We start from the raw sequence: 12,921 nt of genomic DNA on the forward strand, positions 1-12,921 counted from the left end.
AAGGTACGTAAGATTGAATGCTATAAAATAATGTTTATCTAAAGTTTAACAGCAAATGTTAAAGTCTTAATAAGTGAGTAGTGCTTCAAAGGCCTTCTTTAACCTTTCCTTCGGAAGGTAGTGTTTCTCAAGGTTGGCTGCGAATGGTATGGGAGTTTCTAAACTAGCCACGCGTTTAATGGGTGCGTCGAGATGTTCAAAACAGTGCTCAGAGATTAATGCCGAAATATCTGAAGCTATCCCGCCAAACATACTGTCTTCCTGTAGTATTAAGACTTTTCCTGTTTTCTTCACTGAATTATAAATGGTCTCCGAGTCTAAAGGCATTAGTGTTCTTAGGTCTATTAGATCTACCGAAGTATTATTGCCCTCTTCTAAAAACTCAATAGCCCAGTGTACTCCGGCTCCATAGGTAATAAGAGTGATGTCATTTCCTTCTTTAAGGACCGCAGCTTTTCCTAAAGGTATGTTGTAATATCCCACAGGGACTTCCTGGCGAATGCTTCTATATAATGCCTTATGCTCAAAAAACAATACCGGATTGGGATCTTCTATCGCAGTTGCCAATAATCCTTTGGCGTCGTAAGGGAATGCCGGATAGACCACTTTTAATCCCGGGGTGTGGGTAAACCACGCTTCGTTAGTCTGACTGTGGAACGGACCTGCTCCTACCCCTGCTCCACAGGGCATACGAATTACCACATCGGCTTTTTCATTCCATCGATAATGACTTTTAGCCAGATAATTAATAATGGGGTTAAATCCTGAAGTCACAAAATCTGCAAACTGCATTTCTACCACCGCCTTAAATCCGTTGATCGAAAGCCCCATAGCAGCAGAAACGATAGCCGACTCACAAATTGGAGTATTGCGCACCCGCTCTTTTCCGAATTCTTCCACAAATCCTTCAGTGATCTTAAACACTCCTCCATATTCCGCTACATCCTGCCCCATGATAACCAGATTATCATGACGTTGCATACTTTGTCTTAAGCCATCGGAAATCGCATCAATGAGTCGTAGCTCTGTAGTTTTTAAACTATCTTTAACTTCTTGATATACAAATGGTTTGAATACATCATTTATTTCATTACTTTCAGTATATTCAATAGCAGGTTCGGCGAAGGCAAGCTCAAGGTTTTCATCAATTTCCTTCTTAATTTCAGTTTTATACGCTTCTATGGTACTTTCTGAAAGCAGTTCTTCCGAAAGTAACCATTGTTCATAATTCTCCAACGGATCCTTGGCAGCCCATTCATCCATAAGCACTTGAGGAACATACTTTGTCCCGCTCGCCTCTTCATGACCGCGCATTCTAAAAGTTCGGAATTCCAGTAAAACAGGTCTCGGATCCTTTCTCATACTGTCTGTTAACTCCTTTAAAGTATTGTAAACCTCCAGTATATTATTACCTTCTATGATATGAGCTTCCATACCATACCCCTTGCCTCTGTCTGCCAGGTTCTCACAATTATATTGTTCGCTGGTAGGTGTTGAAAGTCCGTAGCCATTATTTTCAATACAAAAAAGCACGGGTAACTGCCATACTGAAGCCACATTGAGAGCTTCGTGTATATCTCCTTCACTGGTTCCGCCTTCACCTGTAAACACCGCGCAGAGTTGGTTATTCTCCTTCAGTTTATTGCCAAGCGCAATTCCGTCGGCTACGCCAAATTGAGGACCCAGATGTGAGATCATACCCACGATCTTAAATTCCTGTGTTCCGAAGTGAAAACTGCGATCTCTTCCTTTTGTAAATCCGTTAGCCTTGCCTTGCCATTGTGAAAACAGACGATATAACGGGATTTCCCGGGTTGTGAATACACCGAGATTCCGATGCATGGGAAGAATGTATTCCTCTTTGTCCAAAACGGAAGCAATTCCTACTGAAATAGCCTCCTGCCCGATTCCGCTAAACCACTTGGATATTTTACCTTGCCGTAGAAGAATAAGCATTTTTTCTTCAATAAGCCTTGGCTTAAGCATTCTCTTGTACAGTGTGATCAATGTCGTACTGTCAAAATTTCCTCTCTCGTATTCAAATTGCACCTTGGCTTCGGTTTGGGATTTCATTTGTAGTAATTAGCAGTTTCAAATGTAGAAAAAATAGGTTGCTCACAAAGATATTAATCCAATTTTTTATCTAGCAGATTCACCGCTATATTTGGTATATTTGTACTTTGTGAAAAAGATAGGCTTATGAACAATATACCCAGCGTCGATCTGGCCGATTTTCTGTCGGAAGACCCTAAAAGAAAGCAACATTTTGTCAATGAACTAGGAAAAGCCTACGAAGAAATTGGTTTTGTTTCTCTTAAAAACCATTTTTTAAGCGATGCTCTCGTTGAAAACCTCTACAAGGAAATTAAAGCCTTCTTCGCACTTCCGCTCGACACCAAAAAGAAATATGAAATTGAAGGTTTAGGAGGTCAGCGGGGTTATGTTTCCTTCGGAAAAGAACACGCCAAAGGAAAGAAAGAAGGGGATCTGAAAGAATTCTGGCACTTTGGTCAGGAGCCCTCTGAAGACGCCAACCTACCCGAAAATTATCCCGATAATGTAAAGGTTTCTGAATTGAAGGATTTTAACGCCACCGGGATGGAAGCCTATCGAATGTTGGAAAAAACAGGAATATACGTATTACGGGCTTTAGCGCTTTACATCGGATTAAAGGAAGACTATTTCGATCATTGGGCTACCAATGGCAACAGTATTTTAAGACCTATACATTACCCTCCAATTACCGAAGAGCCTAAAGGTGCTGTACGGGCAGGGGCTCATGGCGACATTAACCTGATTACCTTACTTATGGGAGCTTCCACAGGGGGATTACAAGTATTGCGAAAAGACGGTGAATGGATCGATGCTATTCCGCAGGAGGATGAACTGGTCATTAATGTAGGTGACATGCTGGAGCGACATACCAATAACAAGCTACGATCCACCATTCACCGAGTCATTAATCCGCCACGCGAACAATGGGGCACACCGCGTTATTCTATCCCTTTCTTTATGCATCCGCGAAGTGATATGCCTTTAAATTGTCTGGAAGAATGTATAGATGCCGAACACCCAAAAGCATACGAGGATATCACGGCGGGTGAATTTTTAAACCAGCGGCTGATCGAGATCGGACTCATAAAAAAATAATATGGACCTTCAGGATCAGTTAAAGAATCTATTTCCGGACCATACACCTTCCGAAGTACCCGAAAAGGTAACTGAGTCTTCGGTATGGCTTCAGGATGAGCCACTGCTGTGTAAATATGAAAAGCGCAAGGGAAAACCTATCACCATAATTGAAGGTTATAACGGTGCCGACAGTGACTTCAAGCAATTAGCCAAAGAGATCAAGCAATTACTAAGTGTGGGTGGAAGCTTTAAGAACGAACAGATCATTATTCAGGGGGATTATCGTGACCGGATCATGGAATTCTTAAAGGAAAAAGGATTCTCTGTAAAACGTGTTGGAGGATGAAAATACCAGACTCTGAATTGATCCTAAACAGTGACGGTAGTATTTATCACCTTAATTTAAAACCGTCAGATATTGCATCGACCATTATCACTGTTGGTGATCCTGAAAGGGTGGATGATATTTCCCGCTGTTTCGATTCTATCGAGCTAAAAATTCAGAAAAGAGAATTTAAAACACATACCGGAATATATAAAGGGAAAAGGATCTCCGTTATTTCCACAGGCATTGGCACAGATAATATCGATATCGTTCTCAACGAACTCGATGCCCTGGTAAACATCGATTTCAAAACCCGAAAGGTAAAAGATGAGCTAACAAGGCTCGATATAATAAGAATTGGTACTTCCGGAGCGATTCAGCCCTCTATCCCCGTCGATGGTTTTTTAGTTTCAGAGATGGCGATAGGATTCGACAACTTACTACATTTTTATCGTTCTGAAGCTGTTGTAAACAACGATTTTTCGGAAGCATTTATAAAACATACCAATTGGCATAATAAAAGATCCGTCCCCTATGTAGTGTCGGCAGATGATTCACTGCTACAGATGTTTTCTTCAGATGTATTTATAAAGGGCTGTACGGCAACCGGTGTGGGCTTTTATGGTCCGCAAGGACGTGTACTCCGCTTAGCGCTACAGGATAATGATATGATCCAGAATATAAAGAATTTTCGCTTTCAGGAGAAGTCGATCACCAATCTGGAAATGGAAACAGCCGGCATCTACGGACTTGCAAAACTATTGGGTCACCGGGCCCTATCATTAAATGCTATTTTAGCGAATCGTACTACAGGTACATTCAGCAAAGAACCACAGAAAACGATCGATGCTTTGATCGAACATACACTAGAAGTTATTTCAGCATGAAAAATTTAATCATTGGCGGCGTACCAGAACATTTTAATCTTCCGTGGTATTTAACACTTCGGGATAAGGAGTATCACGCAAAGGACATCAATCTGCGTTGGCGGGATTTTCCGGGTGGCACAGGGCGAATGTGTAAGGCGTTGCGGAATGGAGAAATAGATTTGGCGGTTATTCTTACCGAGGGTATAATTCGGGATATCGTAAAGGGAAATCCGTCTAAAATTGTACAGATCTTTGTCGCTTCTCCTTTGCTTTGGGGAATCCATGTTGCTGAAAACTCAAATTTCTCATCGGTTGAAGAATTAAAAGGAACTCATGCCGCTATAAGTAGGTTTGGTTCCGGATCTCATTTAATGGCTTATGTGAATGCTGAAGTCATGGGCTGGGATACCGAGCAAGATCTTAATTTTACCGTGGTGAATAATTTAACCGGTGCTCTTGAAGGACTTCCCAGGGGCGAAGGTGACTATTTTATGTGGGAAAAATTTACGACCAAGCCCTATGTAGACAACGGTCCTTTGCGGAGAATAGGTGAAGTTCCTACGCCCTGGCCCTGCTTTGTTATTGCGGCAACCAACAAAATACTCGAAAAGGATGCAGATGCCGTTCGCGATATCTTGGACATCATTAATACAACCACCAGAGAGTTTAAATCCATCCCCTCTATCGATACTATGATCGCAAACCGATATAAACAAAAACCGGAAGACGTCACCGAGTGGTTATCACTAACTGAATGGAGTCAGCAGAATTTAACCGAAAATCAAGTAGATATTATTCAGGGGCAATTGAAAAAGCTCGATCTTATTGACAATAAGGTTCAGGCCGACAGCATTTTACATTCTTTTTGATTTTTTTTCTGAAAAAACGCAACCATCTTCTGCACCCTGCATCTTACTATTGTAAATAAGTAAGTTTATGACAACATTTTTAATCATTTTAGGGGCCTTACTTGTGACCAACTTTTTGTTATTACAATTTAGTTGTAACGATGCGACTGAGCCCGAGACGCCTGAAGAAGAATAGGAAAACCCTACTCCCCTCCTTTTTCTTCTACTTACCACCTAATAGGTGATTTTCCATTTTTTATTAAATACTCATTTGTTTTGCTGAAATGCTTATTGCCAAACCAGTACCCTCTGTTTGCGCTTAAGGGAGACGGATGTCCTGTTGTAAGTACCAGATGCTTTTTGCTATCTATCTTACTTCCCTTTTTCTTTGCATAACCTCCCCACAACAAGAACACTAAAGACTCCCGTTCTTCAGAAAGTTTAGAGATCACAGCATCCGTAAACTGCTCCCAACCTTTATTTTGATGACTTCCGGCCTTATGAGCTCTAACGGTAAGCGTGGCGTTAAGCAATAACACTCCTTGTGCTGCCCAGGGTTCCAGATTTCCTGAAAGCGGCAATTGGGTATTGGTATCGCTTAAAATCTCTCTGAAAATATTAAGTAACGAGGGTGGCTTGGAAATACCGTCATTTACCGAGAAACAGAGTCCGTTCGCCTGTCCCGGACCGTGATAGGGATCCTGCCCTAGGATAACAACCTTTACCTTGTGAAATGGAGTGTGGTCGAATGCCGCAAAGATTCTGTTGCCGGGAGGAAAACATTGGTTCGTAGAATATTCTGCTTTTACAAATTCTATGAGTTCTTTAAAATAATCCTTTTCAAATTCATCAGACAGGGCTTCCTTCCAATGCGCTTCAATTTTTACATCCATTATTAGTACTTTTGCCTGACTAAAATAAACAATTATTTATCGGAAATAATTCAAAAACTCTTTTCTTCTGAAAGGATCCTACGATGGTAAGAATAGATAAAAAAACACTAGAAGACCTGGAATTTCCTTCGGTATTGAAGCAGATGGCAGAATTTTGCATCACTGAAGCCGGGAAGGACGCAGTGTTAGCAATCGTACCCTTTCATAAAACAGAGCATATAGCACCGCAATTGCATAAGGTGAAGGAATTTAAAGCTTCTCTCGAAGGAGAAAATCCAATTCCCAATCACGGATTCGATGCTATCAGCAAAGACCTTCACATACTGGGTATAGAAAACAGCAGCCTTGAAATATCGGCCTTCAGACGAATTGCTTCTATGTGTGAAACCACAAAAACACTTCTTCGGTTCTTTAAAAAATACGAGGAATTTTATGTTTATCTCAATGCATTTTCAGAAGAAATAGACCATGATCCGGCCATTGCAAGCGAAATTCATAAGATTATCGATCGCTACGGGGAAATTAAAAATGAAGCCTCGGCAGAATTGGCAGCTATTCGCAAAAGATTACTGTTGGTAAAGGGGAAAATTGGGTCTTCATTTGCAAGGGCCTTAGCACAATATGCAGCCAAGGACTATCTGGACGACATTAAGGAAACCATAGTAGATAACCGCAGAGTGCTGGCAGTCTCGGCCATGCACAGGCGTAAAGTTAAAGGTGCCGTTTTGGGGAGTTCAAAAACCGGAAGCATTGTTTATATCGAGCCTCAGGAAACATTAGAGTTCGCCAATGAATTGAGCAATCTACTCTATGAAGAAAGTGAAGAGATAAAACGTATTCTAAAGCAACTCACCCAATTTATAAGACCCTATGCTAAACTGCTGGCATCCTACCAGGACTATCTAACCACAATGGATGTTCTGTCTGCCAACGCAAAATATGCCCTGAAGATCAACGGAGTGCTCCCTTTATTAACAAATGAAAAAAGGGTCTTTCTTTCAAAGGCGTACCATCCTTTGCTCCTAATTGCAAATTCCAAAAGGAAGGAAAAAACCTATCCTCAAACTATAGAATTACAGCCTTCCAGCAGTATCATTGTGATCTCCGGTCCAAACGCCGGGGGCAAGAGTATCACGTTAAAAACCGTAGGCCTATTACAAGTTATGTTACAAAGCGGAATGCTCATTCCTGCCGATCCCGAAAGTGAATTGTCCTTTTTTGACAGGATCCTTACCGATATCGGGGACAACCAGTCTATAGAGAATCATTTAAGCACATACAGTTACCGATTAAAGAAGATGAATCAGTTTTTGCGGAAATGCAATGACAAAACCTTGTTTTTGATCGATGAATTCGGAACCGGAAGTGATCCCGAACTCGGTGGCGCTCTGGCGGAAACCTTCTTGGAAGAATTCTATAATAGAGATGCCTATGGTATAATTACTACTCACTATACCAATCTAAAATTACTGGCTAACGAACTTCCCAATGCGATCAACGCAAACATGCAGTTTGACAGCAAGTCGTTGGAACCGCTTTACAAGCTTCATTTGGGTGAAGCCGGAAGTTCTTTTACCTTCGAAGTAGCACAAAAAAACGGGATCCCATATAGTCTCATTAACAAAGCCAAAAAGAAGATAGAGCGCGGTAAGATCCGTTTCGATAAGACCATTGCCAATTTGCAAAAAGAACGTTCTCAGCTTCGGAAGAATTCCGAAACCTTGAAAAATTCAGCGCAAAAAGCAGAGCAGGAAAGCAAACAGCTTGAAGAAGTAAACTTAAAGGTACAGGAAAAACTGGAGAGCTATCAGGAACTTTATGATGCCAATCAGCGATTAATCAGTCTTGGAAAGAAGTTCGACGTCCTTTCAGAAAAATATTTTAACAATAAACGCAAAAAGCAACTTACCGATGAGCTCATGAAAATGGTCATGGTCGAAAACAGTAAGCGAAAGAAGATAGCTCCCAAAAAGAAACAGCAGCTCAAGGCAAAAGAAAAGAAGGTAGCTCAGCAAGTCGAGAAGGAAGTTAAAGTGATCCGCGAGCGCAAAAAGAAGGAAAAGGAAGAGGCGAAAAAGGCTCCTGCGCCCAAGCCAAAGGTGGCGCTAAAAGTTGGCGACAGGGTTAGAATGATAGATGGCAGAGCCATAGGGACCATCGATACTATTGAAAAAAACAAAGCCATTGTCAATTATGGTATGTTTACTACCAATGTAAGTATGGAAGAGTTGGAAAAGGTGAATTAGAGATTAGTGGTTCGTAAGTATTGATCATATACCTTATGTATAAAATTTGAACTTTATAAAAATGAAGAAAGATCATAAAATAATTCTGTTCGATGGAGTTTGTAACCTATGCAATGGCGCGGTAATATTTATGATCAAACGCGATGTCGAGGATCGTTTTCGCTTTGCTGCCTTACAGAGTGAGACTGGCTTAAAGTATGTGCAAAAGCACAATATAGATACCAATAAAGTAGACTCTATTCTTTTAATAGACGGTGACAAATATTACCAAAAATCGGGAGCAGCTTTACGTATTGCCTTATATCTCAATGGCGCATATCCCCTGCTCTACGGCCTGTTGATTATACCCAAGTTTATTCGTGACGGGGTTTACGAATATATAGCCCGTAACCGCTATCGCTGGTATGGAAAAAAAGAAAGCTGTATGATTCCGACTCCAGAGCTAAAAGCAAAATTTCTCTAGCTACATATTGTAAGTCCGAAGATGAAAATATGGATCCGGGAGTAGCAAGAATAACCCTTTGCATCAAAAAATATATCTATGCGTAATGCGGTGCGAAACGACAGATTATTTTAAATTCTGAAGGATAAAATCCAGCTTTTTATTTTCATTCTCACAGTGATCGAAAGCATAATTCTTAAAAGTGTTTTCGGTGGCCAGACCATCTTTTTTCCATTTAGCGATCACTTCGAAATGCTCTAAAGAGACCTTGCCGGCAAGTAACGGACTAAGATCACCACCCTTATTAAAATAATCATAGATTTTTTTGAGCCCCGTGAGATACATATAATCCTTAGTGAATCCTCCTCCTCTATGGGCTCTCAAGCTAATATTGTACGATTCTTCCCGATTCAGTTTATACTGATTATGCAAGAGATCGAAGGTGTCACAAAAATTAAATCCTTTTCTAAGACTGTCTGCTGCCATTACACGATATGATAGTTCTTTGAGACGATGCAGCGTTAAACAGCCACTCATATATTCACTAAAAACCGCCAACCCTTCCTGGGTTTCTACATTGTTGGGAAAACCGTTATGAAAGATCTTTAAAGGCTGGGACATTCCGTTAAACGTAGTAACCAGATGTACCCCGATCTCATGGTTTGCAAGTACTTTCAACTGATTGGCACTATAGCGATGATTTTTCTTCAGAATAAGGGTTTGCGTATTATTCTGAACCATGGCCGCTGCCGAGATCTTGTTCGAATATTTTATCGTAAAATCGAAATGATACTGTTTTGTAAACTCCCTGAAATAATCTGCTGCCTCTTCGGCAGTGAATATGGGAAACATTTCATTGTCGTACTCCTCATCCTTAAAATGTAGAATAAACCGCGCATTTTCTACATCCTTATCGGTTGGCGTACCAAACGACTTTAAGACGTTAAAATAAAATTTTCGCGACTGCCCAATGGTTTCAATACATTGAATAAGCCCCGAATAATCGTAGATGACATCTCGGTAAAATGCTCGCGAATCCTCATCGATGATACTGTCTATGTCTTGTGAAAACAGAGCTTGTTGAAGCGCATGCGCATCAAAATCAATCTTGCGATACTTGTAGTTAGGATTAATATTGTATTTGGAAGCAAAGAAATTCCTTTTTTCCTGCTCAATATTGATCGGATTTATATAGTTAAGCAACTCGATCTTCTGAACCAGACTGTTCAATCTATGATCGATTCTAACTAAATTGGGGTTAGTTGCTATAACTTCTTTTGGATGAGACATGTTTACTCTTTAACCGATCGCCTAAACTGCGCTACGTGTTCTTTTATTTTATGCTGAAGTTGTCTTTCGATAGCAGAAACGACTTCAGGAAAGATTACTTCCCGCAATTCGTCACAGTATATCTTTTTGAATTCTGTTGCCAAAACTAAGGTATTTTTAAAGTTTTGGGTAATGTATTTCAGAAAATAACCGTTCCCCTGAAAGGTATCGTTAATGGCTGAAGTCGAAACAATGTTATGAGGAAGTTGCAATTGAGACAAACTGAAACGCCAGTTTTCAACTAAATCTCCGTATCGCCTATTATCAATATTACTGGTTCCAAGATTGATTACGGGGACTTCTCTGTCCCAACGTCGCCAGTTGTACGAATGCATATCATAAACAACAACATCATTGAACTTTTCCTCAAGCTTTTGAATAAGCGCGTGAACAACCAAATAAAAATTTGAATGCTTTTGCAGACTTTTTGCTTTTTCACGATCACTTAACGGAGTTTTCCACAATTTCTTCCCCCATGCATCTTCATAAATGGCATTTTCGGGATCGCGGTTGAGATCGTACTCGAACCTGCTATCACAACCGGCGATAACAATAGGATGTGTTTTAACGAATTCCTTGGTACAGGGATCTTCTTCAAACCAGCGGTCGTATTCGGTATGCAGGCATTTCTCCCATAGTTCTTTTCGAAATTGATGTCCGTCATGAACAGCACCGCAAACATAGGGCTCGTAGGATTCTATCTTCAGCGTAAAGGAATAATCCTCCGATACCGCTTCAAAAAGTTCCTCGTTCGCAATATTTTCCAGTATTTCTGAAACAGTTAATCGTTGCATTCCGAAGTATATTACAGGGATTAAAAATTAGGCGTCGTCTACATGTTTGCGCAACTTTTTTCTGCGCTCAAAGGCATTGACACGTTCAATGACCTTGTCCTCTACAAAGTCGATCACCTTTTCCTGCACCCTTGTTTTATAGACTTTGTTCATATACGTGATTCCTCCGGGTGACATGACATTTACCTCTACCAGCATTCCGTTTATCACGTCTATGCCAACAAAATAAAGCCCGTCTTTAACGAGTTTAGGTCCAATGCGACGGCAAAGTTCCTTTTCATGTTTTGTCAAACTGTGCTTTTGAACCGACCCACCGGCACTCACATTAGAACGGTGATCTTCCGAGCCGGGTACCCGCTTCATCGCGCCTATGGGCTGACCGTTAAGCAAAAGTATGCGTACGTCCCCTTGGTCGGCCCCTTCAATATAATCCTGAAGGATTACATAATTTGAAGTTCCATCTTTATTGTCAATATAGAAATCCAGCAGCGAATTAATACTCTTCATCGCCCGCTTTTCAATAAGAATAACTCCGGAACCACCATAGCCGTTCAAAGGTTTTAGAATCATCTTATCGGGACCGTCCTTAATTACCTTTTTCAGGTATTCTTTATTCTTAGTAACGTGGGTTCCGGGGATGATCTCATTGTTCTCATCCTCAAATACCGCCGTATACAGTTTGTTGTTTGCTCGTCTTATTCCGTCGAGATCATTCATGATAAACACATCGTCCTTCACCGAATCCAAAAAGTTGAGCATGATCATATCCAACGGCGGATTACTGCGTAAAATAATGACATCAAAGCCAGCCAGAGGCAGCATCTCATCATAGAACTCAGCTTTTGCATGAAATGACTTCAACGATCCGGGAACCTTTTCCACACGTTTTATACAACGGCAAAAGGCAAAGGCCACACTATCACGAATAGTTAGATTTGCCGGAGTGGTAATGGCCATGCCATGTCCGCGCTTAACAAATTCGTGGATCATGGCTAAGGTTGTATCGTCATCCGGTTTTATTTCATCCCAGGGATACATAATAAAGCAAACGTTCATAGGGTTGGTTTTATTAAGAAAAATAAAGATAGTAAAACTCTTAAAACACCAAAGAAATTGAACGTTTCTATTAGGTTATTTTTTATTGCTGAATCACACTGAAATTATCAAATCCGGCAAAATCGTCTACCCCGTTCTGTTTTATCCGAATGCGCAATCCCACAGTTGAAGTGCCACCCGGAATACTATGACTAATAATTCCTGAAAGCGATAAGTTGGTATTCCCATTGATGAGGGTGACTTCCGGCTGATCGATTCCATCTATAGTTAGGGTATAATACGCATCATCTCCATTATCGAATTCAAAGAATTCATAATTAAAGGAAAGGATCACGCCCGAAGATGCGGCAGAAACATTCAATGTTGTAAATGTAATGGTAGCAAAACCCGAAGTACCGTTGTTTCCTTCATCGTCCAGATCACTTATTCCGAGGAAATTATTGGTGAGCGTGGTGATATTGCTGAATCCGCCGTTTGCGGCAGTGGTAATACCGTAAAACCCATCCGTTCCGTTGTCGAACATCGGAACATCACTGCCATACCCCCAGGAAGTTCCAAGATCGAAATTCTGAAAGAAATCGGTGAATCCAAGATCATTATTACAATGCACACTTTCCCAGCCCACACCGTTCCAGATCTGATAACAATTTAAACTCTCTACAAATACGAGTAAACCGGTATCTGCTGGTAAGGGACCAATAGCATTTCTTGCTGAAACATTGGGTACACGAGGCGGCATTACGCCTTTGTAGGTGAGTCCGCCATCCGATGAACTACTAATTTCGAGCATGGCCGAAGCTGAAGGTGAGGTAGTCCCTACACCTACCTGAGAGAAAGAAAATAACGATGTAAAAAGGGCAACGAGTGAGATTTGAAATTTTTTCATGGTTCTATGATTTAAAACCATAAACTAGTTCGGTATTGCTGCCCAACAAATTGGCAGAAATACAAAAAGATTAATACTTTAGTGAATCGACGGCAGCACTT

General features: G+C 40.8%; 12 protein-coding genes. 6 read left to right on the plus strand and 6 right to left on the minus strand.

The genetic code is table 11. From position 1 onward, the window contains the following. Positions 1 to 66: 66 nt before the first annotated feature. Entirely contained in the window at positions 67 to 2,073 is a 2,007-nt protein-coding gene (locus tag ALE3EI_RS11265) for an alpha-ketoacid dehydrogenase subunit alpha/beta (RefSeq protein ID WP_186988722.1), read from the minus strand. A gap of 126 nt (positions 2,074 to 2,199) precedes the next feature. Here ALE3EI_RS11265 and ALE3EI_RS11270 point away from each other — a divergent pair, with 126 nt between their 5' ends. From ALE3EI_RS11270 to ALE3EI_RS11285, 4 genes are read left to right on the plus strand one after another with little or no spacing between them, the layout of a single operon-like run. Next, a complete protein-coding gene (locus ALE3EI_RS11270) occupies positions 2,200 to 3,150 on the plus strand; it encodes an isopenicillin N synthase family dioxygenase (RefSeq protein WP_186988724.1) in 951 nt (316 codons plus the stop codon). 1 nt (position 3,151) lies between these two features. Further along, a complete protein-coding gene (locus ALE3EI_RS11275) occupies positions 3,152 to 3,478 on the plus strand; it encodes a translation initiation factor (protein ID WP_186988726.1) in 327 nt (108 codons plus the stop codon). Next, positions 3,475 to 4,344 carry a nucleoside phosphorylase gene (locus ALE3EI_RS11280; protein WP_186988728.1) on the plus strand — a complete coding sequence of 290 codons (870 nt, stop codon included), beginning with the start codon at positions 3,475 to 3,477 and terminating at the stop codon, positions 4,342 to 4,344. Before ALE3EI_RS11275 ends, ALE3EI_RS11280 begins: the two co-directional genes overlap by 4 nt. Beyond that, a complete protein-coding gene (locus ALE3EI_RS11285) occupies positions 4,341 to 5,195 on the plus strand; it encodes a substrate-binding domain-containing protein (RefSeq protein WP_186988730.1) in 855 nt (284 codons plus the stop codon). Before ALE3EI_RS11280 ends, ALE3EI_RS11285 begins: the two co-directional genes overlap by 4 nt. Positions 5,196 to 5,401: 206 nt before the next feature. On the opposite strand, the gene ung is transcribed toward ALE3EI_RS11285, so the two are convergent. After that, entirely contained in the window at positions 5,402 to 6,067 is a 666-nt protein-coding gene (gene ung / locus ALE3EI_RS11290) for a uracil-DNA glycosylase (RefSeq protein WP_186988732.1), read from the minus strand. 83 nt (positions 6,068 to 6,150) lie between these two features. Here ung and ALE3EI_RS11295 point away from each other — a divergent pair, with 83 nt between their 5' ends. Together ALE3EI_RS11295 and ALE3EI_RS11300 are read left to right on the plus strand one after the other, a co-directional pair. Beyond that, positions 6,151 to 8,313, plus strand: coding sequence for an endonuclease MutS2 (locus tag ALE3EI_RS11295; protein ID WP_186988734.1), 2,163 nt, complete (start codon positions 6,151 to 6,153; stop codon positions 8,311 to 8,313). 61 nt (positions 8,314 to 8,374) lie between these two features. Further along, positions 8,375 to 8,776, plus strand: a complete 402-nt coding sequence (locus ALE3EI_RS11300) for a thiol-disulfide oxidoreductase DCC family protein (RefSeq protein WP_186988736.1) — start codon at positions 8,375 to 8,377, stop codon at positions 8,774 to 8,776. Between the two features lie 105 nt (positions 8,777 to 8,881). Here ALE3EI_RS11300 and ALE3EI_RS11305 read toward each other — a convergent pair whose 3' ends face one another. From ALE3EI_RS11305 to ALE3EI_RS11320, 4 genes are all read right to left on the minus strand, one after another. Further along, positions 8,882 to 10,045 (minus strand): flavohemoglobin expression-modulating QEGLA motif protein, encoded by a 1,164-nt coding sequence (locus ALE3EI_RS11305; RefSeq protein WP_186988738.1) that lies wholly within the window; start codon positions 10,043 to 10,045, stop codon positions 8,882 to 8,884. 2 nt (positions 10,046 to 10,047) lie between these two features. Beyond that, entirely contained in the window at positions 10,048 to 10,878 is an 831-nt protein-coding gene (locus ALE3EI_RS11310; RefSeq protein ID WP_186988740.1) for an N-formylglutamate amidohydrolase, read from the minus strand. 27 nt (positions 10,879 to 10,905) lie between these two features. After that, entirely contained in the window at positions 10,906 to 11,934 is a 1,029-nt protein-coding gene (gene gshB / locus ALE3EI_RS11315) for a glutathione synthase (protein WP_186988742.1), read from the minus strand. A gap of 82 nt (positions 11,935 to 12,016) precedes the next feature. Beyond that, positions 12,017 to 12,820, minus strand: coding sequence for a hypothetical protein (locus ALE3EI_RS11320; protein ID WP_186988744.1), 804 nt, complete (start codon positions 12,818 to 12,820; stop codon positions 12,017 to 12,019). Positions 12,821 to 12,921: the final 101 nt, after the last annotated feature.

Source organism: Constantimarinum furrinae (assembly GCF_014295415.1).
In the GTDB taxonomy this organism is placed as follows: domain Bacteria; phylum Bacteroidota; class Bacteroidia; order Flavobacteriales; family Flavobacteriaceae; genus Constantimarinum; species Constantimarinum furrinae.